At 70.3% G+C, this 26,517-nt stretch carries 27 protein-coding genes; 13 read left to right on the top strand and 14 right to left on the bottom strand.

The window, feature by feature from the left end:
* Window positions 1–16 precede the first annotated feature (16 nt).
* On the top strand, window positions 17–1,132 hold the full coding sequence (locus tag ACFQU4_RS04950; RefSeq protein WP_377487659.1) for a hypothetical protein: 1,116 nt from the start codon (window positions 17–19) through the stop codon (window positions 1,130–1,132).
* Here the strand turns inward: ACFQU4_RS04950 and ACFQU4_RS04955 are convergent.
* Entirely contained in the window at window positions 1,055–1,564 is a 510-nt protein-coding gene (locus ACFQU4_RS04955; protein ID WP_377487661.1) for a 2'-5' RNA ligase family protein, read from the bottom strand. The two genes, ACFQU4_RS04950 and ACFQU4_RS04955, sit on opposite strands and share 78 nt — an antisense overlap.
* Window positions 1,565–1,648: 84 nt before the next feature.
* On the opposite strand from ACFQU4_RS04955, the gene ACFQU4_RS04960 reads away from it, so the two are divergent.
* Window positions 1,649–4,009, top strand: a complete 2,361-nt coding sequence (locus ACFQU4_RS04960) for a phosphoketolase (protein WP_377487663.1) — start codon at window positions 1,649–1,651, stop codon at window positions 4,007–4,009.
* A 6-nt stretch (window positions 4,010–4,015) separates the two neighbouring features.
* Here the strand turns inward: ACFQU4_RS04960 and pyrH are convergent, their stop codons facing one another.
* From pyrH to ACFQU4_RS04975, 3 genes are read right to left on the bottom strand one after another with little or no spacing between them, the layout of a single operon-like run.
* The gene (gene pyrH, locus ACFQU4_RS04965) at window positions 4,016–4,738 is read right to left on the bottom strand and encodes a UMP kinase (protein ID WP_377487665.1); all 723 of its coding nucleotides are present in this window, start codon (window positions 4,736–4,738) and stop codon (window positions 4,016–4,018) included.
* Window positions 4,738–5,028, bottom strand: a complete 291-nt coding sequence (locus ACFQU4_RS04970) for a hypothetical protein (protein WP_377487667.1) — start codon at window positions 5,026–5,028, stop codon at window positions 4,738–4,740. The genes pyrH and ACFQU4_RS04970 overlap by 1 nt, the downstream gene beginning before the upstream one ends.
* Before the next feature lie 28 nt (window positions 5,029–5,056).
* Window positions 5,057–5,197 carry a DLW-39 family protein gene (locus ACFQU4_RS04975; RefSeq protein WP_377487669.1) on the bottom strand — a complete coding sequence of 47 codons (141 nt, stop codon included), beginning with the start codon at window positions 5,195–5,197 and terminating at the stop codon, window positions 5,057–5,059.
* A gap of 70 nt (window positions 5,198–5,267) precedes the next feature.
* Between ACFQU4_RS04975 and ACFQU4_RS04980 the strand changes: the two genes are divergently transcribed.
* The 5 genes from ACFQU4_RS04980 (at window position 5,268) to ACFQU4_RS05000 (ending at window position 11,343) form a co-directional block, all read left to right on the top strand.
* Window positions 5,268–5,882, top strand: coding sequence for a hypothetical protein (locus tag ACFQU4_RS04980; RefSeq protein ID WP_377487671.1), 615 nt, complete (start codon window positions 5,268–5,270; stop codon window positions 5,880–5,882).
* A gap of 144 nt (window positions 5,883–6,026) precedes the next feature.
* On the top strand, window positions 6,027–7,292 hold the full coding sequence (locus ACFQU4_RS04985; RefSeq protein ID WP_377487673.1) for a sensor histidine kinase: 1,266 nt from the start codon (window positions 6,027–6,029) through the stop codon (window positions 7,290–7,292).
* Between the two features lie 10 nt (window positions 7,293–7,302).
* Entirely contained in the window at window positions 7,303–7,962 is a 660-nt protein-coding gene (locus ACFQU4_RS04990) for a response regulator (protein WP_377487675.1), read from the top strand.
* Between the two features lie 111 nt (window positions 7,963–8,073).
* The gene (locus ACFQU4_RS04995) at window positions 8,074–8,862 is read left to right on the top strand and encodes an ABC transporter ATP-binding protein (protein WP_377487677.1); all 789 of its coding nucleotides are present in this window, start codon (window positions 8,074–8,076) and stop codon (window positions 8,860–8,862) included.
* Complete coding sequence (locus ACFQU4_RS05000; RefSeq protein ID WP_377487679.1) at window positions 8,863–11,343, top strand: ABC transporter permease; 2,481 nt, start codon at window positions 8,863–8,865, stop codon at window positions 11,341–11,343.
* Window positions 11,344–11,525: 182 nt separating this feature from the next.
* Here the strand turns inward: ACFQU4_RS05000 and ACFQU4_RS05005 are convergent, their stop codons facing one another.
* From ACFQU4_RS05005 to ACFQU4_RS05015, 3 genes are all read right to left on the bottom strand, one after another.
* Complete coding sequence (locus ACFQU4_RS05005; RefSeq protein WP_377487681.1) at window positions 11,526–14,372, bottom strand: AAA family ATPase; 2,847 nt, start codon at window positions 14,370–14,372, stop codon at window positions 11,526–11,528.
* Between the two features lie 74 nt (window positions 14,373–14,446).
* Entirely contained in the window at window positions 14,447–14,755 is a 309-nt protein-coding gene (locus ACFQU4_RS05010) for a hypothetical protein (protein WP_377487683.1), read from the bottom strand.
* Between the two features lie 135 nt (window positions 14,756–14,890).
* Window positions 14,891–15,499, bottom strand: a complete 609-nt coding sequence (locus ACFQU4_RS05015) for a TetR family transcriptional regulator (RefSeq protein ID WP_377487685.1) — start codon at window positions 15,497–15,499, stop codon at window positions 14,891–14,893.
* Window positions 15,500–15,604: 105 nt separating this feature from the next.
* On the opposite strand from ACFQU4_RS05015, the gene ACFQU4_RS05020 reads away from it, so the two are divergent.
* Window positions 15,605–16,495: an SDR family oxidoreductase gene (locus ACFQU4_RS05020; protein ID WP_377487687.1), complete on the top strand. Its 891-nt coding sequence runs from the start codon at window positions 15,605–15,607 to the stop codon at window positions 16,493–16,495.
* A gap of 16 nt (window positions 16,496–16,511) precedes the next feature.
* Window positions 16,512–16,892 (top strand): hypothetical protein, encoded by a 381-nt coding sequence (locus tag ACFQU4_RS05025; protein WP_377487688.1) that lies wholly within the window; start codon window positions 16,512–16,514, stop codon window positions 16,890–16,892.
* A 7-nt stretch (window positions 16,893–16,899) separates the two neighbouring features.
* On the opposite strand, the gene ACFQU4_RS05030 is transcribed toward ACFQU4_RS05025, so the two are convergent.
* On the bottom strand, window positions 16,900–17,727 hold the full coding sequence (locus ACFQU4_RS05030; RefSeq protein WP_377487690.1) for a phytanoyl-CoA dioxygenase family protein: 828 nt from the start codon (window positions 17,725–17,727) through the stop codon (window positions 16,900–16,902).
* Window positions 17,728–17,840: 113 nt separating this feature from the next.
* On the opposite strand from ACFQU4_RS05030, the gene ACFQU4_RS05035 reads away from it, so the two are divergent.
* Window positions 17,841–18,365, top strand: coding sequence for a PadR family transcriptional regulator (locus ACFQU4_RS05035; protein ID WP_377487692.1), 525 nt, complete (start codon window positions 17,841–17,843; stop codon window positions 18,363–18,365).
* Entirely contained in the window at window positions 18,362–18,748 is a 387-nt protein-coding gene (locus ACFQU4_RS05040; protein ID WP_377487694.1) for a hypothetical protein, read from the top strand. Before ACFQU4_RS05035 ends, ACFQU4_RS05040 begins: the two co-directional genes overlap by 4 nt.
* Here ACFQU4_RS05040 and ACFQU4_RS05045 read toward each other — a convergent pair.
* The 5 genes from ACFQU4_RS05045 to ACFQU4_RS05065 are packed head-to-tail and all read right to left on the bottom strand — an operon-like array spanning window position 18,732 to window position 23,466.
* Entirely contained in the window at window positions 18,732–19,736 is a 1,005-nt protein-coding gene (locus tag ACFQU4_RS05045) for a Gfo/Idh/MocA family protein (RefSeq protein ID WP_377487696.1), read from the bottom strand. The two genes, ACFQU4_RS05040 and ACFQU4_RS05045, sit on opposite strands and share 17 nt — an antisense overlap.
* Entirely contained in the window at window positions 19,729–20,508 is a 780-nt protein-coding gene (locus ACFQU4_RS05050; protein WP_377487698.1) for a ThuA domain-containing protein, read from the bottom strand. Before ACFQU4_RS05050 ends, ACFQU4_RS05045 begins: the two co-directional genes overlap by 8 nt.
* 35 nt (window positions 20,509–20,543) lie before the next feature.
* Window positions 20,544–21,362 carry a carbohydrate ABC transporter permease gene (locus ACFQU4_RS05055; protein WP_377487700.1) on the bottom strand — a complete coding sequence of 273 codons (819 nt, stop codon included), beginning with the start codon at window positions 21,360–21,362 and terminating at the stop codon, window positions 20,544–20,546.
* Window positions 21,362–22,273 (bottom strand): carbohydrate ABC transporter permease, encoded by a 912-nt coding sequence (locus tag ACFQU4_RS05060; protein ID WP_377487702.1) that lies wholly within the window; start codon window positions 22,271–22,273, stop codon window positions 21,362–21,364. Before ACFQU4_RS05060 ends, ACFQU4_RS05055 begins: the two co-directional genes overlap by 1 nt.
* Window positions 22,270–23,466 (bottom strand): ABC transporter substrate-binding protein, encoded by a 1,197-nt coding sequence (locus tag ACFQU4_RS05065; RefSeq protein ID WP_377487704.1) that lies wholly within the window; start codon window positions 23,464–23,466, stop codon window positions 22,270–22,272. The genes ACFQU4_RS05060 and ACFQU4_RS05065 overlap by 4 nt, the downstream gene beginning before the upstream one ends.
* Window positions 23,467–23,628: 162 nt before the next feature.
* On the opposite strand from ACFQU4_RS05065, the gene ACFQU4_RS05070 reads away from it, so the two are divergent.
* Together ACFQU4_RS05070 and ACFQU4_RS05075 are read left to right on the top strand one after the other, a co-directional pair.
* Window positions 23,629–24,645 (top strand): LacI family DNA-binding transcriptional regulator, encoded by a 1,017-nt coding sequence (locus ACFQU4_RS05070; RefSeq protein ID WP_377487706.1) that lies wholly within the window; start codon window positions 23,629–23,631, stop codon window positions 24,643–24,645.
* Window positions 24,646–24,747: 102 nt separating this feature from the next.
* Window positions 24,748–25,983 (top strand): DUF418 domain-containing protein, encoded by a 1,236-nt coding sequence (locus tag ACFQU4_RS05075; RefSeq protein ID WP_377487708.1) that lies wholly within the window; start codon window positions 24,748–24,750, stop codon window positions 25,981–25,983.
* Here ACFQU4_RS05075 and ACFQU4_RS05080 read toward each other — a convergent pair.
* Complete coding sequence (locus ACFQU4_RS05080) at window positions 25,956–26,483, bottom strand: hypothetical protein (protein WP_377487710.1); 528 nt, start codon at window positions 26,481–26,483, stop codon at window positions 25,956–25,958. The two genes, ACFQU4_RS05075 and ACFQU4_RS05080, sit on opposite strands and share 28 nt — an antisense overlap.
* Window positions 26,484–26,517: the final 34 nt, after the last annotated feature.

Raw genomic sequence — 26,517 nt, forward strand, 5'->3', positions numbered from 1 at the left:
GACTAGGCTTGCGTCGGTGATCGAGCTGCCCCGGACATCGACCGGCCTGGCCGGCTGGGCGCTCCGGATCGCCCCGCTGGTCTGGCTGATGCTGCTGATCAACGACGTGGTCATGGTCACCCTGGTCGCGCTGTTCGGCGAGCCGATGGCCTTTCCGGGGCAGGACCGGTACGACACACCGTACGACCTTCCGATGGTGCCGATCTCGCCGGAACCCCTGATCGTGGTCGCCGGCTTCGCCGCGGTCTGCTCGGTCGCCGACCTGCTGATCGCGCGCCGGCTGCCGGCCGGTCGCGGCCCGGCGCTGCTGCTGCTCGGGGTGGCCACCGCGCCGTACCTGTTGCTGCTGGCGGCCGCGATCGCGTTCAACCCGCTGACCGTGATCACCTTCGGCGGCGGCGACGCCGGTCTGCCGGAGGTCGCCCCCGGCCTGTTCTGGTATCAGCCGACGCGCGGCATCCTGCTGGTCGTGATCGCCATGCTGCGGATCGGAGCCGTGATCATCGCCGGTCGTCGCGATCCGGACCGGGCGACGGGTGTCGTCCCGCCGGCCCCGGCCCGCCCGTTCGGCGTCCGGCTTGCGGCGCCGGCCCTGGCGGCCCTGGTCGGCGTCGCCGGTCTGATCATGATCACCAATGGTCTCGCGGTGGCCGACCAGCTGACCCGGGCCACGGCGCTCGGCCCGGAACCCTTTACGCTGCGGACTTTCTGGTGGCGGACCGTCAGCCGGATGCTGATCCTGCTCGCCGTCCTTGTGGTGGCCGGCGCGGCCTCCGTGATCACGCTCCGGCTGCTCCACTCGACCACGCCGCGCCCGGCCCGGGCGCCCGCGGCCGGCATCGTCGTGGCCGGCTGGCTCCCGGTGCTCTATCTGTGCCTGTTGATCAACCCGGGCGGCTGGCGGGCACCGCTCCGGCTCGGCACCCAGCGGATGGAGGTCGCCTGGTATCCGGCGGTGCTGGCCGTGATCATGATCATCGCCCTGGTCGCACTGGTCGCGTTGGCGGTGGCGCTGGTCTGGCCGGGTACCGCCCGCTGGCTGGCCTCCGGCGCGTCACCGGATCCGCGTCGCCTGCCCGCTGCCGACCACGACGGCGTTGACCGAGACGGCGGTGCCGCTGATCGGCAGTGAGGCCCGGGCGGTGGCCACGGCCGGTCCGACCTGCTGTTCCGGCAGCCGCTTCGCGACCGTGCAGTGCGGCACCAGCCGACCGGGCCGGAGTTGATCAAGCTGCCGTACCGCACCGTCGTCGAGCACCGTGTGCAGCACCCGGTGCAGTTCGGCCAACTCGGGCGTGAACCGTACGGCGAGGAAGACGACTCCGCCACGGCCGGGGAAACAGCCGGCCGCGTCCAGGTGGATCTCGGGTAGCGGCGGCAGTTCGGCCGCGATCCGGGCGATGATCTTCGGGTCCGGTTGATCACCGACGGCGAGGGTGAGATGCGGGTGCTGCGGGGCCGGCGCTGAGGCCAGGGATGCGATCCCCTGCCGCTGCAGCGTTTCCCAGACCTCCCGTACCGCCTGGTCGGTCCGTTGATCGAAGAACAGCTCGATCGCGATCATGACCTGAAGCCTAGGGGTGTAGCCAGATCCGGCCGCGGGTACCTACGGTGGAGGCGCGCTCGGATCACACGACGAGGGGACCCGATGAACCAACTGCCGGATCAGGAACTCGCCAGCATCGACGCCTGGTGGCGGGCCGCCAACTATCTGACGGTCGGCCAGATCTACCTGCGCGACAACCCGCTGCTGCGGCGGCCGCTGGCGCCCGAGCAGATCAAGCCGCGGCTGCTCGGCCACTGGGGAACCAGTCCGGGCCTGTCCTTCATCTATGCCCACGTGTCCCGGGTGATCCGCGAGTCCGGGCAGTCGGCCATCTACCTGACCGGGCCCGGTCACGGCGGGCCGGCCCTGGTCGCGGCCGGCTGGCTCGAAGGGACCTACACGGAGGTGTTCCCGGACGTCACCCGGGACGAGGCCGGGATGCGGCGGCTGTTCCGCCAGTTCTCCTCGCCCGGCGGTATTCCGAGCCATGTCTCGGTCACCACGCCCGGCTCGATCCACGAGGGCGGCGAACTCGGCTACGCCCTGGTGCACGCGTTCGGCAGCGTGTTCGACAACCCGGACCTGCTGACGATCGCCGTGGTCGGCGACGGCGAGGCAGAGACCGGGCCGCTGGAGGGGTCCTGGAAGGGAATCTCGTTCCTCAACCCGGTCCGGGACGGCGCCGTGCTGCCGATCCTGCACCTCAACGACGCGAAGATCTCCGGCCCGACCGTGATCGGCCGCAAGTCGCCCGACGAGGTCCGCTCCCTGCTCGAGGGCCACGGCTATCGGGTGCTCGAGGTGACCGGTTCCGATCTTCCCGGGATGCACCACCGGTTCGCCGCGGCGCTGGCCGAGTGCCACGCGTCGATCATGGAGATCCAGCGGTCCGCCCGTGATCACGGGACGCCGGCCGAGCGGCCGCACTGGCCGATGATCATCCTGCGTACCCCGAAGGGCTGGACCGGTCCGGCGGTCGTCGACGGTGAGCAGGTCGAGGGCACCTGGCGATCCCATCAGGTCCCGCTGTCGGGGATACGGGACAACCCCGATCACCTGGCCCAGCTGGAGTCCTGGCTGCGTTCGTACCGTCCGGACGAGCTGTTCGACCGGACCGGCACCCCGATCGCCGAGGTGCTCGCGGCGAACCCGGCCGGCCCCTTGCGGATGAGCGCCTCGCCGCACGCCAACGGCGGCCTGCTCACCCGTGATCTCGACCTGCCCGACCTGCGCCGGTTCGCGGTCACCGGCGACGAGTTCGGTACGGCGGTCGAGTCCACCCGACGGCTCGGCGAACTGCTGGCCGAGCTGTACCGCCGCAACCCGGACACGTTCCGGCTGTTCTGCCCGGACGAGGTGAACAGCAACCGGCTGGGCGCGGTGTTCGACGTCTCGGACCGGATGTTCGCCGAACGGGTCGAGCCCGGCGACACCAAGATCAGCGCCGACGGACGGGTGATGGAGGTGCTCAGCGAGCACAACTGCCACGGCTGGCTGGAGGGCTACACGCTGACCGGGCGGCACGGGCTGTTCGCCAGTTACCAGGCCTTCGCGATGGTCAGCGCGTCGCAGACCGTCCAGCACGGCAAGTGGCTGGAGGAGGCGAACCACCTGCCCTGGCGGGCCAAGGTGCCGAGCCTGAACATCCTGCTCACCTCGACCTGCTGGCGCAATGATCACAACGGCTTCTCGCACCAGGGGCCGGGGCTGATCCAGAACGTGATCACGCACCGCGGCGACGTGTCCCGGGTCTACCTGCCGCCGGACGCCAATTCCCTGCTGCACGTGGCCGATCGCTGCCTCCGTTCACGTTCCTGCGTCAACCTGATCGTGATCGACAAGCAGCCGCAGCAGCAGTGGCTGACCTTCGACGAGGCGGCGGACCAGGTCGAGCGCGGCGCGGCGATCTGGCCCTGGGCCGGCAACGATGACGGGACCGGCGACCCGGATGTGGTGCTGGGCTGCGCCGGCGACGTGGTCACGATGGAGACGATCGCCGCGGCCGAGATCCTGAACCAGCGGATGCCCCAGTTGAAGGTACGGGTCGTCAACGTGATCGACCTGATGGCGTTGCCGCGCCGTCGTGATCATCCGCACGGGCTCACGGACACGTACTTCCGGGAGCTGTTCACCGATCAGGTGGACGTCGTGTTCTCGTTCCACGGCTTCCCGGGCGCGATCCACCAGCTGGTGCACGGCCGTCCGGACGCCGACCGGTTCCATGTCCGCGGCTTCATCGAGCAGGGCAGCACGACCACCCCGTTCGACATGACGGTACGCAATCGCGCCTCCCGGTTCCATCTCGTGATGGACGCGATCAACAACGCACGGCGCACCCCGCCGGGAGCATCGGAGCTGCTGGCCTGGTGCGAGGAGCGCCTGGCTGATCATGAACGCCACGTGGTGGCGGAACTGGAGGACCTGCCGGAGATCCGGAACTGGAGCTGGACCAGGAAGGGCTGACCGGGGTCAGCGGTGGACGATGGTGCCGAGGTCCTCGCCCTCGCAGATCCGCTGCATGACGCCCTGCCCGTCGATGTCGAAGACGTGCATCACCAGGCCCTGCTCGCCGGCCAGCACGAAGGCGGCCGCGTCCATGATCGAGATGCCGCGCCGGATCGCCTCGTCGTAGGTCAGCTCGGTGTAGCGGCGGGCGTCCGGATTGATCTTGGGATCGCTGTCGTACACACCGTCGACGCCGCGCTTGGCGACCAGCAGCGCGTCGGCCTCGAGTTCGAGGGAGCGCTGCACGGCCGGGTAGTCGGTGGTCACGTACGGCTGACCGATGCCACCGGCCAAGATCACGATGTAGCCGCGGGACAGGTGCGCCATCGCGCGCAGCCGGATGAACGGCTCGGCGACGCTCTGGATCCCGATCGCGGTCATCACCCGGATCTCGGTCTTCGCCTTCGCGGTCAGCACGCCGCGCAGCATCAGCGCGTTCATCACCGTGCCGAGCATGCCGATGTTGTCCGCCTCGGCCCGGCCGATGCCCCAGGTGTCGGCCATCCGGCCGCGGAAGTAGTTCCCGCCGCCGACGACCACGGCCACCTCGATACCAAGATCGTGAACGGTGAGCACCTCGTCGGCGAGCCGGTCCAGCACCGCGGGGTCGACACCCCAGCCGTCGCCGCCGCCGGCGAGTGCCTCGCCGCTCAGCTTCAGCACGACCCGTCGGTAGCGCGATGCCATCAGCCGTCCCCTTCCAGCACGCGTCGCCGGGCCTCCAGCGCCGCACGCTCATGATCGTCGAGCCGGTCGGCGGTCCAGCACTCGGTTCCGGCTTCGGCTCCGAGCGCGAGCAGACACCACTCCCAGCCGCCACCGTACCTGACGACGAGCGACTGCGAGGCCACCGCGTGATGTCGCAAGGTGAGCTCGACGTGATCTTGATCGACCGGGCGCAAATCTGCCGGGAGGCGCCGGTGCACCCGGCCCTCGGCGACGCGGGCGTCGCGGAGCAGCCGCAGTGCGTTCGACACTGCGGGCTGCTCGATCAGGAGCTTCCGGTTACCGGTGCGGACTGGGCACCGGGTCGGTCGCCTCGGCCCAGAGCTCGGCGTCGGCCTGCATCTGGAGGTTGCGTCGCCGCGCCGCGATCAACGCCCCGGCCACCACGGCTCCGACTACCAGCAACACCTTCCATTTCACCCGGCCACCATAGCCCGGACTCGGGAGAGGCGATGCGCGGCGTCTCCGGCGCTCCGATTACCGTGTGTCCATGAGTCGCACTGCGGCCACCGCCGCACCCGCCCACCGCTGCTCCACTCGGTGGCTGACCCGCCGCCTGGCACCCCTGCTCACCACCGGTCTGCTGCTGCTCGGTGCCGGCTGCACCTCGACTCCGCCACCGGTTGCGCCGCCGAGCGAGGCGCCCTCGACGCCCGCCGCGTCGGCCACCCTCTCCGACGACGCCTTCACCTTCGACGACATCGCGGAGTTCGAGAACGGGCTGACCATCGAGGTCGCCGGCGCACCGCTGGCCCGTAACGCCGGCAGCCACGAGAAGGGTGCCGAGGAGACCAACGGCGAACTGATCGTGGTCGCCGTGCTGATCAGCAACGGCGGCGGCGAACCGTTCCCGGCCCAGGACAGCCTGATCACCGTGCAGTACAAGGACGTCGAGGACGCCAGGCTGATCGTCGACGAGACCGGCGAACTGCAGGCCGGGTTCAGCGAACCCATTCCGGCCGGCGACGATGCGACCGCGACGCTCGGCTTCGCGGTCCCGTTCAGTGCGCTCGGCCAGATCTCCGTCACGGTCGACCCCGGCGACGACGTGAACGAGCCGGTCACCTTCACCGGCGCCGCCGAACGCGAGGACGAGGGCGGCTGATCCGACCCCGGACACGCACCGGTTCCGACCGTGGACCGATGAACAGACCGGGATCTGCTCCTAGTCTGGCCCCGTCATGACGTCATCCCAGCACGCGCCGATCCACTCCTGCGCACCGCCGAACCGCGCCGCGGGGGCTGCGCCATGACCGCCGTGCCCGGACCGCTCAGCGGACCCGCCCCGGCCGGACCGCCGCCGACGGTCCGCGATCCGCACTGGGCCTTCGACTTCGGCTTCTGCGTCGCGCTGCAGATCGTCTGCGTGGTCCCGTACCTGCTGGGGTACGAGGGTCTGACCTCCGGCGACGGCCTGATCGCCGCATCCCTCTCCTTCGCGCTGACCGCCACGGTGATGATCCGCCGGCAGCTGCCCCGGCTGGCCGTGCTCGCCGCCGCCGGGCTCGCGCTGATGATCGCGGCCACGATCAGCGAACCGGTGATGGCGATCATCGTGGTCCCGATCATCGTCTACACGGCGGCCCGCTGGACCGAGCGCCGCTGGGGCCGGATCGCGCTCGCGCTGGCCATGTTCGGGTCCGTGGTCGGGCCGGTGCGGTGGGTGTTCCGGTTCGGCTTCGACGTCGACAAGGGTGCGCTGCTGATCGTCACCGCGTTCGCCTGCGCGTCGATCACCGGCGGTGCCTACCTGCTCGGCCGGCGCCGCAACGAGTGGGCCGAGAACGCCCATCAGCGGGCCCAGTCCGAGCTGGAACGGCAGCGGCTGCTGATCGCCGAGGAGGCGCAGCGGGAACGGGCCGCGACGATGACGGAACGGCAGCGGATCGCCCGCGAACTGCACGACATCGTGGCGCACTCGCTGTCCGTGATCGTGGTCCAAGCCGAGGGCGGCAAGGCGATCGCCGCCAAGCGTCCCGAGCGGGCTCCGGAGGTGCTCGGCACGATCGCCGAGACCAGTCGGCAGGCGCTCGCCGAGATGCGCCAGATGGTCCGGCTGTTGCGCGGCGAGGCGGAGGAGTCCGGCGCCGAGTACGTACCGACGCCGGGGCTCGATGATCTTGGTGACCTGGTCCGGCGGACCAGCCCGCTGGCCGGCTTCAACGAGTACGGCGACCGGCCGGCGGTCAACCAGGCGCTCGGCCTGACCGCCTACCGGATCGTCCAGGAGTCGTTGACCAACGTGCTCAAGCACGCCGGCCCGAACGCCCGCTGCTGGGTCCGGATCGCGTACACGCCGGGCACCATCGAACTGGAGGTCAGCGACGACGGACGGGGCGCGGCCGCCGTCGGCGACGGACGGGGCAACGGGCTGCGCGGCATGTCCGAGCGGGTCGCCGTGCACGGCGGTAGGCTCAGCGCACAACCGCGGCCCGGGGGTGGATTCGTCGTGCGGGCGTCCCTGCCGCTGGACGGTTTCCGCTCCGGCTCGCCTCAACAGAACGTCCAGTCCTAGGAGTCCCAGCGTGCCCATCCGTGTCTTCCTCGTCGATGATCAAGCCCTGGTGCGGGGCGGCTTCCGGATGCTGATCGAGGCCGAAGACGATCTTGAAGTGGTCGGTGAGGCTTCCGACGGCGCGACTGGACTCGCCACCCTGCAACGGACTCCGGCCGATGTCGTCCTGATGGACATCCGGATGCCGCGGATGGACGGGGTCGAGACGACGAAGCGGCTGGCGGACGCCGGCAATCCGGTCAAGGTGCTGGTGCTGACCACCTTCGATCTCGACGAGTACGTCTTCGCCGCGCTCAAGGCCGGCGCCAGCGGCTTCCTGCTCAAGGACTCCCGGCCGGAGGACCTGCTGTCGGCCATCCGCAACGTCGCGGCCGGCGACGCCGTGGTCGCACCGAGCGCGACCAAGCGGCTTCTTGATCATGTCGTGCCGAAGCTGCCCGGGACGTTCCCGGGCAAGACCGACGAGCGGCTCGATCTGCTGACGGCGCGGGAGATCGAGGTGCTCGAGGAGATCGCGATCGGCGCCACCAACTCGGAGATCGCCGGCAAGCTCTACATGGCCGAGGGCACCGTGAAGACCCACATCGGCCGGCTGCTGTCGAAGCTGCAGATCCGGGACCGGGTGGGCCTGGTCCTGTTCGCGTACGAGGTCGGGGTCGTCGACCGGTAGCCCGGTGTTCAGACCGAGGTCGTAGCGGACTCCGGTCCGCGCTCCGATGTCTGGATCGCGGCGCATTCCTAGGTTCGGTGGTGCAACGTCACCCATCGAGGAGTCCGCCTGATGTCCACCCCTGCCGCAGCCGCACGCCGGGCCGCCGTCGCCGAACCGCCGGTCGAGGAACTGCCGCGCGTGATCGCGTCGACGCTCAACCTGACCAAGGTGTACGGATCCGGCGCCACTGCCGTCCGGGCCCTCGACTCGGTCAGCGTCAACATCCACCGCGGCACGTTCACCGCGATCATGGGTCCGTCCGGCTCCGGCAAGTCGACCCTGATGCACTGCCTGGCCGGACTCGACTCGATCACCTCCGGCAGGGTGTTCCTCGGCGGGCACGAGCTGAGCGGGCTCGGCGACCGGGAGCTGACCCGGTTGCGCCGGGACAAGATCGGCTTCGTCTTCCAGTCGTTCAACCTGCTGCCGGCGTTGACCGCCGCGGAGAACATCGCGCTGCCGCTGGACCTGGCCGGCCGCAAGGCCGATCAAGATCATTTCCAGGCCGTGGTCGAGTCGCTCGGCCTGACCGGGCGCCTGCACCACCGGCCCAGCGAACTGTCCGGCGGCCAGCAGCAGCGGGTCGCCATCGCGCGCGCGTTGATCACCCAGCCCGACGTACTGTTCGCCGACGAGCCGACCGGCGCCCTCGACTCCAAGAACGGGCACGCGCTGCTGGCCGAGCTGCGCCGGGCCAGCCGGGAACTGGGCCAGACCATCGTCATGGTCACCCACGACCCGATCGCGGCCAGCTACGCGAACCGGGTGTTGATCCTGGCCGACGGCCGACTGGTCGATGATCTTGATCATCCGACCGCCGAGGACATCTTGGCGACGATGCGGGAGCTGGGTCAGTAGATGTTGCGCCTCGCCCTGCGGGAACTGCGGAACGCGCCCGGCCGGATGGTCGCCGTGCTCGGTGCGATCGCCATCAGCGTCGCGTTCCTCTCCGCCTGTATGACCTTCCTGGAGACCGAACAGGCCGCGGTCGCCAAGGCCGCGACCGAGTCCGTCTCCACCAGTGATCTTGTGGTCGACGCCCAGTCGTCCGACCCCGACCAGCTGACCGCGATCCGGGCCGTCCCCGGGGTGGCGGTGGCCGAACCGCTGTGGTCCGGCCGGCTCCAGTTCCGCGGGCCGGAGGGTGCCGGAGTGCTCCGGATCAGCTCCGTCCCCGAGTCGCCGGCGCTGCGCTGGGCCGAACTCACCGAGGGCAGCTGGCCGCAGAGCGCCGACCAGGTCGCCGTCGGTCAGGCCACGGCCCGACAGCACCGGCTCAAGGTCGGCGCCGAGGTGTCCGTCGACGACGGCAGCGACCAGAGCCGCACCATGATCATCACCGGCATCGTCGACCAGTCCCAGTCCCTGTTCTCCGGGATCCAGGACTCCGGCTACGTTGCCGGCGCCTACTTCCAGGCCCAGCAGGCGGCCGATCCGGGGAGCGCCGGCCAGTGGCCGGTCCGCTATCTGATCACCACGGCGCCGGGCGCCGACCTCGGTCGCGTGATGGAGTCGCTGCGGGCGACCCTGCCGTCGACCGCCGTGGTCGCCACCGCGGGCGAGGTGGCCCAGCAGACCCTGCTGGCACTGTCCGGCGGCGTCGACACGTACGGGATCCTGCTGCAGGGCTTCGGTGCGGTCGCCCTGCTGGTCGGCGGGATCATGATCGCCAACACGTTCGCGATCCTGGTCGCCCAGCGGCGCCGGCAGATCGGCCTGCTCCGGGCGGTCGGCGCGACCGGCGGCGACGTACGCCGGATGGTGCTCGCGGAGGCGGTGCTGGTCGGCGTCGTCGGTTCGGTCGCCGGGGTCGCGCTGGGCATCGGGCTGGCCACGATCGGCGCGGCCGTGTCCGGCTCGATCGGCAACGGACTGGCCCTGCCCTGGCTGCGGCTGGCCCTGGCCGCCGCCGTCGGCGTCCTGGTCACCGTGGTCGCAGCGGGCGTCCCGGCCGCGCGGACCAGCCGGATCACGCCGCTGGAAGCCCTGCGCCCGGTCGATGATCATCGGGTCGAGCGGCGCCGGACGATGATCATCGGCGGGTTGGCGTTGATCTTGATCCTGGCCGGCGGAGCGGTGATCGGGTATGCGTTGACCGCGCAGAGCGGGGTGCTGCTGCCGGCGATCGCCGGTGCGTTCGCGCTCGGCCTCGGGATCGTGGTCGCGGCACCGATCTACGTACCGCTGCTGGTGCGGGCCATCAGCGTGGTGTTGCGCCGGTTCGGGCCGGTCAGCCGGGTCGCGGCGGCGAACACGCTGCGCCACCCCGGCCGGGCGGCGGCCACCTGCGCGGCCCTCATGATCGCGGTCGGCCTGGTGGTCACGTTGCAGGTCGGCGCGGCCAGCGTCAAGGCGACCACGGATGCCGATGCCCAGCTGCGCTTCCCGGTTGACGTCACGGTGTCGGCCGGAACCGAGCCGCTGCCGGTCGATCTGATCACCGGGCTGTCCGACGTGCCCGGGATCAGCGCCACCACCACGGTCCGTCAGGTCGGCGGCACGCTCGCCGGGCGCGAGGACGGGCCGCAGGACGTCACGCTGGCCGGGCTCGGGGAGAACGCCGGCACCGTGGTCCGGGACGGGCTGGACCGGCTGGGTTCCGACGACAGCGCGCTGATCGGCCCGTACACGGCCCGGCTGCTCGGTCTCGCCGAGGGTGATCAGGTCACGGTCACGGTCGGGGGTCGTACGGCCACGTACCGGCTGGCGTTCAGCCGGATCCCGGAGGACTTCATGCTGGTGGTCCGGGAGTCGGCCCTCGCCGCCGTCGCACCGAAGGCGCCGGTCGCCGCGGTCTGGGCCTCGGCGACGGACCGGTCCGCCGCCCAGGCGGTGTCCGCCGGAGTCGTCGCGGCCGTCGACCAACGGCAGGGCGTGGTGATCGGCGGGTCACTCGCCCAGGCTGCGGAACTGAACCAGCTGATCGACGGGCTGCTGGCCGGCGCGACCGCCCTGCTCGGCGTCGCGATCGTGATCGCCCTGATCGGCGTCGGCAACACGCTGGGTCTCTCGGTGATCGAACGCGAACGCGAGTCGGCGCTGCTCCGGGCCCTCGGTCTGGAACGCCGGCAGCTGCGCCGGATGCTGGCGATCGAGGCGGTCGTCCTCGCGCTGGTCGCGGCCGCAGTCGGGGTCGGCGCGGGGATCGGCTTCGGCTTCCTCGGTACGTCGGCGTTGGCCCGCGAGTCCGACATGACCGCGACGGTCTATGCCATCTCGGTGCCGCAGACCGTGTTCGTGGTCGTCGCGGCCCTGCTCGCCGGTGCCGTCGCCTCGATCCTGCCCGGACTCCGGGCCGCCCGGACGCCGCCGGCCGCTGCCCTCGCCGCGGCCACCTAGGACCAAGGCAACCACGCTCCCTGAGCCTGTCGAAGGGCAGGCCACAGCTGCCTTGGCCCTTCAACAGGCTCAGGGGACAGGTTCGACGCCCCTGCCGGCACCACCGCACTGCTCGGTTCCCGCACCGCCGACTGGGCACTTGAGCAGTGACACGCCGACAGATCGCCTGCTTTAGTGCCCGGTCAGCGGGTTTGGGCGGGGGTGAGTTGGTGGGCCAGGGCGGCGGCTTCGCCTCGGTTGGTGACGCCGAACTTGGTCAGGATGTTCGAGACGTGGACGCTGGCCGTCTTCGTACTGATCACCAGTTCGCGGGCGATCTCACCGTTGGTCCGGCCCTTCGCGACCAGGGTCAGCACCTCGCGCTCGCGCGGGGTCAGGCCGTCCAGCGGGCCGGCCGGCGCGGCATTCTCATCAGTGGGTACGAGGCCGGCCCGGCGGCCCGCCTCACGGAGGGCCCCGACCAGCAGGCCGGAGCCGAGGGCGGTGGCGGCGGTGGTGGCCTCGGTGATCACGTCGGCGTCCGACGTGCCCGCGTCGGCCAGCACCCGGGCCAGCTGCAGGCCGACATAGGGGCGGATCACCACCGGGGCGGAGGAGGCGGCGGTCGCGGTCCAGGCCCGTCGCCAGGTCTCGACCGTCCCCTCCAGTTCGGCCTCGATGACGGGCTCCCAGTAGCCGCGGATCGTCATCGGCAGGCTGTGCCGGAGCCGATCCCGGACCACCTCGACCCGCTCCCCCGACCCGCCGTCCAGCAGCCGGGCCGCCCAGGCGGCGACGGCCAGCGGCTCGAACACCATGGCGCCGTGCAGCCGGTCCCAGTTCCGCAGCACCTGGCCGGTCGCCCGCCAGGCCCGTTCCGGATCGTCGGTCCAGCGGCCGAGCCAGAGCTCCAGGCCGAGCGCCAGCATCCCGTACTGCGGCGAGGTGAGGTCCTCGGTGATCATGGACCGGAACTCGGCCAGCACCTGCTCGGCCGCCGCCACGTCGCCCGACCAGAGGGTGAGCCAGCCCCGGATCATCCGCAGGTGGGTCCGGTGCTTCGCCGGCGGCACCAGCCGGAGCGCTGCGTCGACCACCCGGCCGGCTTCGGCCCAGTTGCCGAGGGCGATCAGCGGCCAGGCGGCGTTGCCGGCCAGCATCGCACCCATGGTCCGGTCGAGGCCGAGACCCAGGGCGGCGTCCATTCCGGCCCGGGCGGTGGCCGCCGCGGCCCGGTACCGGCCGGACCAGTACTCCGTGTCCGAGCCGTTGATGTAGTACCTGATCATGGTCGACGCGTCGCCCCGGGCGAGCGGTTCAGCGAGGGCCAGCTCGGCCAGCCCGGCCTCCTCCTCGCCGGCGGCGACCAGCAGGCAGCCGACCGTGTTGTGGCCGTGCGACTCCAGCACCGGCAGCTCGAGCCGCCGGGACAGGTCGATCAGTTCCCGGGCGACGGCCAGTCCCTCGGTCCGGTCGCCCTGCTCCAGCATCAGGTCCATCGCCAGCCGGTTCAGCACCTCGGCCCGCAGCGGCGTCGGCGGTTCGGCCGGCACCAACGCCATCGCCTGCCGGGCGGCCGCGACGCTGCCCGGACGGATCACGGTCGCCAACAGACGTGCCTTGATCATCAGCCGGGCCGCCGTACCCTCATGATCATCGGCCGCGGACTCGGCCAGCGACTCGTTGATCAGGGCCAGCGCCCGCTCGGGCTCGACCGCGGCCAGGGCCTGTTCCGCCGCCGCCTGCAGCACGCTCGTCCGGGCGCCGGCGATCGCCTCCGGCTCCGCCACCTGGTCCCACAGTTCCAGCACCCGGTCGTACATCAACAGCGACTCGTGGGCGGCGACGTCATCCGTCCGGGCCGCGCGCAAGGCCCAGGAGAAGGCCAGTTTCTGATCATGGGCGCCGAACCAGTGCCGCGCGATCTCGGTCAGCCTGATCCGTTCCGGGAGCTCGGTCATGGCCTCCAGAACCGTTGCATAGTTGGCGTGCAGCCGGGCCCGCTGACCGGGCAGCACGTCCTCGCTGATCGTCTCCTGCAACAGGGCGTGGCTGAACACGTACCCGGTCTCGTCGGTCCGCAACAGCTGCGCGTCGGTGGCCTCCCGGAGGGCGTCGTCGAGCTCGGCCGCCGTGGTCCGCCCGCTCACCCGGACGACGCCTTCGAGCAGCGCGTGATCGACCCGGATGCCTCCGATCGCCGCGATCCGGAGCACGGCCTGGGTCTCGTCGGACAGCGCCTGGATCCGCAGCTCCAGGGCGTCCCGCAGGCTGTCCGGAAGGCAGTCCCGGCCGTCCTGGCTGGACCGGACCAGCTCCTCGATGAAGTACGGCACACCCTCGCTGCGCTGCAAGATCAAGTCGATCATGGCCTGGTCGGGATCCCGGCCGATCAGGTTGATCAACAACTCCGCGACCTCGTCCCGGTTCAGCCGGGGCAGTTCGATCCGGCGCACCTGCGGCAGCCGGCCGATCTCGGCCAGGAATGTCCGTACCGGATGGCGACGGGTCAGCTCGTCCCGGCGGAAGGTCATGATCATCAGCACCGGCGCGTCGACCAGGGCACGGGTCAGGAAGCCGAGCAGTTGCCGGGTGGACTGGTCGGCCCAGTGCAGATCCTCGATGATCAGCACCAGCGGTCGGACCCGGCTGGCCTGTTCGATCACATGCGCGACCGCCTCGTACAACTGCAGCCGCAGCGTCTCCGGCGCCACCGGGGTCGCCACCAGGTCCGGCAGCAACGCCGACAGCCCGCCCCGGGACGCACCGGCCCAGGCCAGCACCCGGTCGGCCCCGTGTACGTCGATCATCCGGCGCAGCAGCTGGCTGATCGGTGCATAGGCCAGCCCCTCCAGGGGTACGCACTCTGTCAGCTCGACCGCGACGTCGGCGCCCGCCAGCCGGCTCGCGAAGGCGTGCACCAACGTGGTCTTGCCGCCGCCGGTGTCGCCGCCGACCAGGATCAGTCGACTGCTGCCACCGGCGGCGGCTCCGTACAGGCGTTGCAACTCCTCGAGTTGCGGCTCCCGGCCCACCATCCGCTTCGGCATGTTATGGCCGAATCTCGTGCTGCCGGACCGGAATGCCATGCGTCCATCGTGTCACCACGGCGAACCCCGGCCGCTCAGATCCCGTTGACCCGTCCGGACCCGACGAGTTCGCGCCGAGCCGAGGCCTTCGGTCCGGTCTCGACCGGCTCGGGCTGCGAGGCCGGCTCCTGCTGTTGGGTCGGCGCCTGCTGCGGGGCGGGCTCCGGCGTGGGCTGGAACCCGGCCCGGTTGCGCCGGCGCCGGCCGGCGAAGTGCCGCTGCAGCCAGTTCGGGCGGCCCGCCAGGGCTTCGCGCGCCAGCCGGTCCCGTTCGGCCTCCGCGGTAAGCTCGGCCACCCGCTGCGTCACTACGGCGGTGATGAAGTAGTCACTGTTGAGGCTCATCGGAGTACCTTCCACATCGTTTCTTTCTCGATGTATCCAGACTCGGTCTAAGACCCCCTGCGGGACATGAGTCAACTGCCCGATCTTTGCGACCGGGTACCTCAGTCGGGCGGCCTAAGGTACCTAAGGCGGCGGCTAAGGTGCCTGATCCGGCCCGGTCAGCGACCCCGGCCCCGTCTCCAGATAGCCCAGCCCGCGGTGTACGGCACCGATCAGGTCGGACTCGTCGCGGTCGAACGCGGCGAACAGGCTGGCGACGATCGCGCCGACCACGGCACCGGTCCAGGCGACCACGGCCTCGTCGTCGGCGGGGCGGCCGACCCGCTGCCCGATCACCTCGGCGAAGATCGGCATGGTGGTCTCGATCTGGGCCGAGGCCGCCGCTCGCAGCTCCGGCACGTCGCTGACCAGCCGCCAGCGGCTCGCCTCGAGCGCGAGTTCGTCCGGATTCAGGCCGTTCAGCACCTCGAGCAGGGCGTTCCGCACGGCTCGGAGCGGCGGCACGTCGGGCGGCTGGGCCAGGATCGCGTCGACGGCCAGCGGATCGAGGCGGTCGTACAGCACCGTGTGGTTCTTGGTCGGGAAGTAGCGGAAGAACGTGCTCGGTGAGACCTCCGCGGCCTCGGCGATCTGCTCCGTGGTGGTGCGGGCGTAACCCTGTTCCCGGTAGAGCCGCAGCGCCTGTTGCTGGATCGCGGTCCGGGTGCGCTGCTTCTTGCGCTCGCGCAGCCCGGGCGGATTCATGCCCGCCATTCTCTCCACCCGACCAGACCGAAGCAATGTGACAGTGACTTTTAAATGAGAGTAACTGTCAGTATTCTGGAGGTACGAACACGACGAGGAGGACAGATGAGGGAAATCTCGGGCCGCACGGTCTTCATCACGGGTGGCGCGCAGGGCATCGGGCTCGGCATGGCGCGGGCCTTCGTCGAGGCCGGAGCGACCGTGGTCCTGGCGGATCTCGACCAGGAGCGGGTGAGCGCCGCCGCGGCGGAGTTGACGGAGCTGGCGGGACGACCGGACGCGGCGGCGGGCTACTGGCTCGATGTCCGTGACCGAGCGGCGTACGGCAGGCTGGTCGACGAGGTCGAGGACCGGTTCGGGCCGATCGAGGTGCTCTGCAACAACGCCGGACTCGGCACGATCGCGAAGGCCGGCGACCTCACCTGGGACAACTGGGATCTGGTGCTCGGCGTGAATCTCGGCGGCGTCGTCAACGGCATCCAGCTCGTGCTGCCGCGGATGATCGCCCGCGGCGGCCCCGGCCACATCGTCAACACGGCCTCCGGCGCGGGCCTGATCGCGAGCCCGAACCTGACCTACGCGACCAGCAAGTTCGCCGTGGTCGGGCTCTCCGAGTCGCTGCGCCAGCAGCCCGAACTGACCGAGAACGGGATCGGCATCACGGTGCTCTGTCCCGGCTTCGTGGCGACCGACGTGATCCGCAACAGTGCCCGGATCGAAGGCAGCGAGGACGATCCGCGGGTGTCGGTTGCCGAGACGCTGCTCAAGGAGCGCGGGCTGTCGCCCGACGTGGTCGGCCGGCAGGTGCTCGCCGCGGTCCGGTCCGGCGAGCTGTACGTGATCACCGACCGCTACATCGCCCCGGTGCTCGAGCAGCGCTTCCAGTTGATCTTCGACGCGATGCCGTCGGAGACCGACCGGGACCGGGAGATGGCGCCGGACCTGAAGACCCGGCTGGCCACCCTGGTGCCACCGTTGGTCGGCGCCGACCGGTGATCCACACTGGGTCCCCATGACCCGCTCCGTGCTGACGCACAACGTGCCGTACTACGCGCAGTACGAGTCCGCCGAGCTGATCCCCGCCCTGATCGCGGGGACCAGTTCGGCGGCGGACGATCCGCGGTGGCGCGACTCGGGTGCGGAGAGTCGCGAGGAGTACGCGTTCTGGGCGCCGAGAACCTGCGGCGTGGCCTGCCTTCGGATGATCCGGCACGCCGAGACCGAGGCGCCGCCGTCGCGGGGAGGTCATCTCGTCCTCGCCGTCGGAGCCGACGAGGAAGGGCTGCTGATCCACAATCCGTCCGGGCTGCCCGGCGTCTCAGCGCAATCCGCCGAGGTGTCCTGGGCCCGGCTCGCCGCGTTCTACGCCGGCCGGGGCGTGCTGCTCGGCTGACCGGGGCTCAGTGGAAGCCGCGGAAGCGCGGGCTCTCCTCGCCGCAGGGGCCGCCCCAGGCGTTGGTCTCGCGGGTCACCGGGTTGCCGTCGAAGTCCATCATGTGCGGCAGGTACCAGCCGCCGATGTGGGTCGCGCTGACCGGCATGTAGTGGCTGATGAAGGAGCGGCGCCACTCGTTCTCGGTGGCGTTCGGGCCCGAGCCGTGGATCACGCTGCCGGTGAAGAACAGCATGTCGCCGGCGGCCAGGTCCAGGCCGACCGGCTCGTGGCCCTGCGGCGGCGCCACGTAGTCGTCGACGAAGCTCGTCGACAGGTCCGCGTCCGCGGGGCATTCGAGGTCCATCGTGTGGGTGCCCGGGCAGACCTGCAGGCCGCCGTTCTCCGGGTACGAGCGATCGACGGCGAGCCAGGCCGCGATGCAGGTGTACGGCTGCACCAGCAGGTAGTAGTTGTCCTGGTGGAAGGCCTGGCCGCGGGCGCCCGGCGGCTTGAAGTAGAACATCGTCTGGCAGCCGATGACCTCCTCGCCCATCAACTGCCGCAGCACCCGCTGCACCCGGCGGTCGAGGTAGACGTCGACGTTGGCCGGGTCGATCTCGTGCGGGTGCATGACCCGCGGATACCGGCCGAGGACGTCGGTCGCCGCCGGGTCGTACGCCCAGTGCCCCTCGATCGGTTCCCGCCGCTCCGCCATCCGGTCGAACCGGTCCCGGATCGCCCCGACCTCGTCGGCCGAGAACAGGCCGCGGGCCACGTGATAGCCGTCGGCCTCCCAGGCCCGGAACTCCTCGTCGCTCAGCGGAAGGGTCCGCTCGGACTGCACGCTCGTCATGATCACCATTCTCGGCCGAGTGATCACCGGTGAACCATGGACGATCCCGCCGCGGCACCTGGAAGATCCGGCCGCACCCTTGGCTTGACGTATCTCGGAGATATATTGGAGCCGTGAAGTTCTTCATCCTGGGGTTGTTGATCGCGCAGCCGCAGACGTTGTACGACCTGCACCGCCGGTTCGACGCCGGGATCTCGCAGATCTATGCGGCCAGCTTCGGCAGCATTCACCGGGCCCTGCGGCAGCTGGCCGACGCGGGCGAGGTCGCCGTGGTCGAGGCGTCCGGCTCGGCCCGGGGGAAGAAGCTCTACCGGGTCACCCCGCAGGGCCGGCGCACCTGGCGGCACTGGATGCGGACGCCCGGACCGGCCGAGGACACCGAGCTGGCCGCCCTGGCCCGGGTGTTCCTGCTCGGCCTCCTCGACGAGGAAGATCAACGCCGCGAGGTGCTGCGGGTGCTCCACCAGCGAGCCGTCGCCGATCACCGGTCGCTGCTCGAGGTCCAGACGGCCCTCGAAGCCGATCATGAAACGGGCCGCTTTCCGCGGCGGGTGCTGGACTACGGCCTGGGCGCCGGCCAGGGGCTGGTCGACTGGCTCGCCGAGCTGGTGGCCGAGGCGAGCGGGACCCGAAGATGATCACGGCCGCCCTGATCGTCGCCCTCGCCCTGCTCGCCGGGCTGGCCGTGATGCAGGTGCTGCTGATCGCCGGCGCACCCCTCGGATCCATCGCCTGGGGCGGCCGGCACCGGGTGCTGCCGAGGCGGCTCAAGCTCGCCGCCGGTGCCGCCGTCCTGCTCTATGCGGGCTTCGCCACCCTGTTGCTGAGCCCGGCCGGCGTCCTGCCGGGCGGCACGCTGCCCGCCGTGATCGTGCTGACCTGGATCCTGTTCGGCTACTGCACGCTGAGCATCGTGCCGAACGCGATCTCCCGGAGCCGCGACGAACGTCTGGTCCAGGTGCCGGTCAGCACGCTGCTCAGCGCGAGCGTCCTGATCGTCGCCCTCAGCCCGACGGGATGAGGTCGGCCAGGCCGACGGTCGCCCCGGTCTGGCTGGAGCGGACGGCGGCCTCGACCATGGCGACGCTGTTGATGTTGGTACGGGCCTCGCTCTGCGGTGCCTCGCCGGTCCGGACAGCGTTGACGAACTCGGCCAGGCTGCCGGCGATCTGCTCCGGCTCGGTGCCGACCTCGGACGGGATCGCGGTGCCGTCGGCCAACTCGGCCACCGGAGCATGATCACCGTCCCAGCGAGCCGTGCCGGCGGCCGTGCTGGCCCGCCAACTGCCGTTCCAGGAGGTCTCCAGTCCGGGTGAGCACCAACTGCCGACGAAGGTGAACACCGCACCGTCGTCGAACTCGAAGGTGGCCTCGGCCGCCGCGTTGCCCGCGTACCAACTCCAGGACGGGTTGAAGGAACGGCAGCGGACCGACACCGGCTCGGCCCCGATCAGCTTCCGGGCCAGGTCGAACTGGTGGATCGCCATGTCCACCAGCAGCGGCTCGGCCATCGCGTCCCGGAAGCCGCCGAAGTGCGGCGCCTTGAAGAACTCGCAGGTGAGCAGCTCCGGCCGGCCCAGCCGGGTCAGCTGACGCTCGAAGGCATGCAGGGTACGGAAGTAGCGCCGGGACTGCGACACCATCAGCAGCCGGCCGGCCGCCGCCGCGGCGTCGATCATGGTCCGGCACTCGGCGACCGACGGCGCCAGCGGCTTCTCGCAGAGCACCGCCAGACCGTGGTCGAGGGCCTGCTCGGACACCGGGCGGTGCGCCTCCGGCACGGTGACGTTGATCAACGCGTCGGCCTCGGTGCGCTGCAACAGCTCCGGCACCGAGGTCGCGATCTCGATCCCCGGGAAACCATGATCAGCGGCCGCGGCCTCGGCCACCGCCGGGTCCAGGTCGACCAGCCCGACCAGCCGGACGTCCGGGTTGCCCGCGATCGTCCGCAACCAGGCCCGGCCCATGCCGCCGGCGCCGGCCTGAATCAACCGGAGTGGTTCAGCCATCGGCAGGTTCCTTGATCGCTCCGGTGTAGCCGTGGCCGTTGAAGAAGTCGTCGGTCTCGTAGCGGAGCAGGATCGGGATCTTCCGCTCCAGTTCCGGCCGGGCCCACTGGACCCCGTTGGCGATCACGGTGCGGACATCCTTGTGGTGGTAGACCGGGTAGTCCTGATCACCGGGCGAGAAGAAGAAGATCTTGCCGTGGCCGCGGCGGAACGTGCAGCCGGACCGGAACACCTCGCCGCCGGTGAAGGACGAGATGAAGACCAGCTCGTCCGGCGTCGGGATGTCGAAGAACTCCCCGTACATCTCCTGCTGGTCGATGATGATCGGGTTCGGCACGCCCTGGGCGATCGGGTGGGTCGGGTTGACCGTCCAGACGAGCTCCCGGTCCTGTTCGCTGCGCCAGCGCAGGGTGCAGGTGGTGCCCATCAGCTTGCCGAAGATCTTGGACCAGTGGCCCGAGTGCAGCACCAACAGCCCGAGGCCGGACAGCACGTGCTCGTGCACCCGCTCCACCACGGTGTCGGACACCTCGCCGTGCGCCGCGTGGCCCCACCAGACCAGGACGTCGGTGTTGGCCAGCACCTCGTCGGTCAGGCCGTGGTCCGGCTCGTCCAGGGTCGTCGTGCTCACCTCCGCCCCGTCGCCGAGCCGCTCCTTGATCCCCTCGGCGATCGTGGTGTGCATGCCGTTCGGGTAGATGTCCCGGACGTGCTGTTCGACCTGCTCGTGCCGGTTCTCGCCCCAGACGAGTACCCGTACCGGTGCAGCCATGCGGTCCTGCCTCTCTTGATCATCTCGTGGTCTGATCATTTCACGGCGCCGCCGGCGATCCCGGCGGCCACGTACTTCTGGGCGGCGACCAGCAGCACGATCGCCGGGATCGCGGAGAGCACGGCGGTCGCCATCACCGCGCTCCAGTTCTGCACCTGGGTGCCCAGGTACTCGTAGATGCCGAGCGTGACCGGTCGCAGATCGGCCGTCGTGGTCAGGGTCAGCGCGAACAGGAAGTCGCTCCAGGAGAACAGGAACGTGAACAGGCCCGCCGTGATCAACGAGTTCCGGCTGACCGGCAGCACCACCGAGACGAACGCCCGGAACTGGTTGGCGCCGTCCACCCGGGCCGCCTCGACCAGTGACGGCGGCAGGGCCAGCATGAACGACCGCATGATCAACACCGCGAACGGGATCGAGGCGGTCGAGTTGGCCAGGATCAGGCCGGGGATCGAGTTCAGCAGGCCGATCCGTTCGTACGCGGTGTAGAGGGCGTTGGCGATCACGATGCCGGGGATCATCTGCGAGATCAGGATCGCCAGCAGGGCGACACCGGTCCAGCGGAACCGGAACTGCGCCAGGCCGTACGCACAGGGCGCCGCCAGCGCCAGGCTGAACACCACGGTGCCGGCCGCGATGATCAGGCTGGTGATCAGGTTCTGGCCCTGGTCCTCGATCGCCGACCGGTAGCCCTCCAGCGTCGGCTCGAGCGGGAAGATCGCGCCGGACAGCGTGTTGCCGCCGGTCTGGAAGGAGGCGTTGATCATCCAGTAGACCGGGAACAACATCAGGCACAGGATCAGCACCCCGACCGCGGTCAGCAGCCCGCGGCGCAGCGTCGTGTCCCGGCGCATCACTGGGCCTCCTTCCGGGTCCGCCACAGATAGAAGGCCGCGAACAGCAGCGCGATCACGATCAGGATGTTGCTGAGTGCCGCACCCTGGCCGAACTCGAACTCCACGAAGGAGCGTTGATAGGCGACGGTGGCCAGGGTCTGGGTCGCGTTGGCCGGACCGCCGCCGGTGAGGCCGAGAATGATGTCCAGCACCTTCAGCGTGTAGACCACGCCGAGCACCAGCACCACCCCGACCACGGCCCGCAGGTTGGGCCAGGTGATCTGCCAGAACGCCCGCCAGCCGGTGGCTCCGTCCAGTGCGCCGGCCTCGTACAACTCGTCCGGGATGTCCTGCAGCCCGCCGTACAGCAGCGTCACGTTGAACGGGATCCCGACCCAGATGTTGACCATGATCACCGAGATCAGCGCCACCGACGGCGAGGCCAGCCACGGGATCGGGTCGTCGATGATCCCGATCGCTCGCAGGCTCCGGTTCAGGATCCCGCTGTCGGCCTCCAGGATCGAGCGCCAGGTCGCACTGGAGACGATCAAGGGCAGCAGCCACGGCAGCAACAACAGGGCTCGCAGGGTCGGGGCCAGCGGGAAGCGGTTCTTGAAGAAGACCGCCAGCGCCATCCCGATCGCGAACTGGAAGACCAGCGAGCCGGCGGTGAACAGGGCGGTGTTGATCAAGGCCCGGGAGAAGATCCGGTCATTGATCACGGTCGCATAGTTGGCCAGGCCGACCCAGGGCGCCGCGCCGGTGAAGAACGTCCGGAGATCGTACGCCTGCAGGCTCATGATCAGGTTCTGCACGATCGGGTAGCCGAACAGCAGCAGCATGGCGATCCCGGCCGGCAGCACGAAGGCCAGTTTGGCCAGCCGGTCCTTGAGCTGGTGCCGTTGCCGCAGTGCGGTCACGGTGCTCATCCGATCACCGTCCGGAACGCGTCCTCCGGTGCCACCTGGCCGGTCAGCGCCAACTGGATCGACTCGTAGATGATCTTCGCGGCGTCCGGCCAGTCCGGGCCCAGCTTGCCGGTCCTGGCCCGGGCCGTGATCACCTGCTCGGCGAACGGCTTCATCACCGGCACCTCGGCGACGTCGTCCTCGATCAGCGCGGTCCGGGTCGGCACCGTGTAGCGGGCCTTGGCCCAGTCCAGCTGGTTCTCCGGCGAACTGAGGCAGCTGACGAACTCCGCCGCCTTGCGCTGCTTGGCGTCCCGGCCGGTGTGCGGCACGGTCCAGGCCTCACCGCCGAGCGGAGCCACCGGGGTCTGACCCTGCTCCCGGACCGGGAACTGGACGACGTCCCACTTCACGTCCGGCGTCTCGCTCATCGACGGGATGTTCCACGGACCGTTGATCATCATGGCGGCCTTGCCGGCGACGAACTGGTCCTTTACGTCCCCCTGGGACCAGTTGATCACGCTGCGGGAGGCGGACCCGTCCTGCACCAGGTCGACCCAGAGCCGCAGCGCCTCGGCGACCTGCGGGCTGGTCAGGTCGGTCTCGTCGCCGCCGTTGGTCCACATCGCCGGCAGGAACTGCCAGGCGCCCTCGTAGCTGGCGTCGGCGTCGAACGCGATGCCGTACCGGTCCGGCGTGGTCAGCGTGCGCGCCGCCTCCCGCAGTTCGGCCCAGGTCCGCGGCGGCTCGACGCCGGCCTCGCGGAGCAACTCCGTGTTGTAGAAGAGCGCGATCGTGTTGACCACGGGAACCAGGCCGTAGTTCTGCCCCTGGTACGTGGTCGCCGCCACCACCCCGTCGGCGTACTCCTCGGTGTCGTCGGCCAGCGGGACCAGCGCGCCGGCGGCCGCGATCTGCTGCACGTCCGGGTTGTCCAGCATCAGCACGTCCGGCAGCGTGTCGGAGGATGCGCGCTGCAGCACCTTCGCGATCAGGTCGTCGCCGGGCACCGACTCGCGGTCCAGCGTCACCCCCAGCCGGCCGGCGCAGCGGTCCAGACCCTGCTGGATCAGGGTGTGATCGGGTTCGTCGTTGTAGTAGTCGAGCACCGAGAGCCGGTTCGGATCCCCGTCGGCCCGGCCGGCCGGCGAGCAGGCCGGCAGCACCGTCAGCAGCGCCGCGGCCAGCACCGCGGCCACCCGCAACCTGGACATCGCAACAGCCCCTTCGCTGACGTCGAAGCGCCCCGCCGACCGCCGCCCGTCCTGAGGTTCGGGCACCGGTAAAGCGCTTAACTAGCACGCAGGGTCGATACTGCAACGAGCGGATCGGCACTGTCAAGGGATCCGCCGCCGGGCGAGAGGAAGGATGGGCGGATGGTGACCATGCGTGACGTCGCGGATCGAGCCGGGGTGTCCATTGCCACCGTCTCCTTCGTCGTCAACGACACGAAGCCGGTCTCCGCCGCCACTCGGACCCGGATCGAGCAGGCGATGAACGAGCTCGGTTTCCGCCGCAACGCGGTCGCCCGTGCGCTGGCCAGCCGGCGCACCCACATCCTGGCCATGGCCTACCCCGCCCTCGATCACGACCTGAGCTCGTCCTCGCTGGAGTTCTTCACCAGCGCCGCCGCGGCGGCCGGCCGGCTCGATCACCATCTGGTGCTCTGGCCGGTGAGCAACGACGCGGCCGAGCTGAAGGAGCTGATCGGCGAGGGCCTGGTCGACGGGGTGCTGCTGATGGAGGTCCAGCTGGACGACCCGCGGGTCGCCGTGCTGGAGGCGTCCCGGATGCCGTTCGCGCTGATCGGCCGGACCGCCGACCCGACCCCGTACGTGCACGTCGACATCGACTTCGACGCCACCATCCGGGATGCGGTCGATCATCTGCACGGGCTCGGCCACCGCCACCTCGTCCTGGTCTCCGGTGACCGCTCCGACCCGGGCATGATCGACTACGGCCCGTACGTGCGCAGCGAGGCGGCCTTCCGGGACACCGCGCAGGCGTACGGTTTCGAGCCGATCATCCTGCACTGCGGCACGACAGCCGCCGCCGGCCGTGAGCTGGCCGGGCGGCTGCAACATGATCATCCCGACGTGACGGCCGTGTTGATCATGAAGGAGTACGCCTCCCTGGGCCTGGTCTCCGAGCTCCGCCGGATCGGCCGCGACATCCCCGGCGAGATCTCGGTGCTCCCCCTGGTCGCCTCCCGCGAGCTGCCGTCGCTGAGCGATCCCGCACTGACGATCATGCGGTCACCCGGGCCGGAACTCGGCCGGCTCGGCGTCGAGTCCTTGATCGCCCTGGTGGGCGGCGGCAGCGTGCCACCCCCACAACTCATTCCGTGCCGGCTCGAGATCGGCTCCTCGACCGCAGCTCCGCCCCGGTCCTGAACCTCCTGCCGCCGCAGATCCACCGACCCTCGCCTTGATCAACCTTACGTCGTAAGTCTATAGTCACTTACATCGTAAGTTTCTCGGAAGGTGGAGGGTCGGATGGACGGATCGGCGCCGGCCCGGCGGATCGTCGCGCCGGATCTTGCTCGCGGGCTGATGCTGCTGCTGATCGCCCTGGCGAACGTGTCCTGGTACCTGTACGGGGCGCCCACGTCCGGCCTCAGCGCCCATCGGGACGGCACCTCCGGACTGGAGGCGCTCTGGCAGAGCATCGCGATCACGGTGATCGACGCGCGGAGCTATCCCCTGTTCGCGTTCCTCTTCGGGTACGGCATCTGGCAGCTGTATACGCGCCAGCAACGGAGCGGGCAGGACGAGCGAGCGGCGCGACGGCTGTTGCAGCGACGACACCTGTGGATGATCGGGTTCGGCGCGGTCCATGCCGCCCTGCTCTGGTACGCCGACGTCCTCGGCGCCTACGGCCTGATCGGACTGATCTTCGTCGGACTCTTCCTGCGCCGCCGGGACCGGACCTTGATCATCTGGATCGGCGTGCTCGGCGGAATCCTTGCCCTGCTGGCGATCGCGGCCCTGGCCGCCGGGATGATCATGCCGCGCGGGGCCGCAGCGCTGGAGCTGGCCGGCCCGCAGCCGGCCGCGATCACGCCCTACCTCGACTCCGTACTGCCGCGACTCCAGCTGTGGCTGCCGGTGACGCTCGGGCAGGGGGTGCTGGGCCTCGTGGTGCCGCTGGCGGTGTTGATCGCCGTCCTCTGCGCCCGGCATCGGATCCTCGAGTCGCCCGCAGCCCACCGGCGGCTGCTGACCCGGGTCATGGTTGCCGGCATCATGATCGGCTGGGCCGGGGCCACCCCGTCGGTCCTGGTGCACCACGGTGTGCTGGACCTTCCGCCGTGGTCACCAATGCTGCTGCACGGCTTCACCGGCCTGTTCGCTGCGCTCGGGTACGCGGCGGGATTCGCCCTGATCGCCGCCCGGATCACTCCGACCCGACTGGCCGGTCTCGCCGTCGGGGCACTGACGGCCCTCGGCCGGCGGTCGCTGTCCGGCTACCTGCTTCAGTCGGTGATCTTCGCCCCACTGTTGAGCGCCTGGGGGCTCGGCCTGGGCGGTTGGCTGACCCAGTGGCAGGCGGCCTTGATCGCAATCATCACCTGGCTGCTCTCGCTCGCCCTCGCCGTCGCGCTCGAGCGGACCGGCGTTCGTGGTCCGGCCGAGTGGCTGCTCCGCCGGCTCGTCTACCGGACCAAGATCACGACAGGCTCGGGGCCACCGGATCGGCAGCCTCAGGAGACGGCGGTCCACCCGTCGTAGTCCTGCTCCAACCGCCGTTTGAGCCGCGGCCAGGCCTCCGCATCGACGGGTTCGAGCGGGAGCAGCTCGGTCCGGTCGTCGTGGAAGCGCCGGTAGCCCCAGCTGAACCCGACGATCGGGGAAAGCTCGCGGCCGACGATGTCGACCAGGAACGCGTCGGCCCGCCAGTCGAGATCGAGATGATCAGGGTTCGCCGGCGCATCGGCGAAGGTCGGGTGATAGCCCTGCACGTAGAGCGGCTGCCCGTCGATCTCCTCGTCGATGGTCGCCCCGTCCCGGACATGCCGGATCAACTGGATCCAGGAGAACCATCCCGCGGGCCCCTCGCCCGGATACTCGACCTCGGCGGTGAGCACCGGAAATCCCTGGAACGCCTCATGATCGAAGTTCTTCGCCACCAGATCATGACCGGTCGCGTACGGATCGTCATTGGCCCGGACCTTGATCACGATCCGCCCGTCCCGACCTCTGGCCCGGAACGGCAACATCAGCGTCGACATGCGATCACGGTACCGGGCAGGCACTGATAAATCG

Source organism: Microlunatus sp. GCM10028923, from assembly GCF_042666975.1.
Lineage (GTDB): Bacteria > Actinomycetota > Actinomycetes > Propionibacteriales > Propionibacteriaceae > Microlunatus.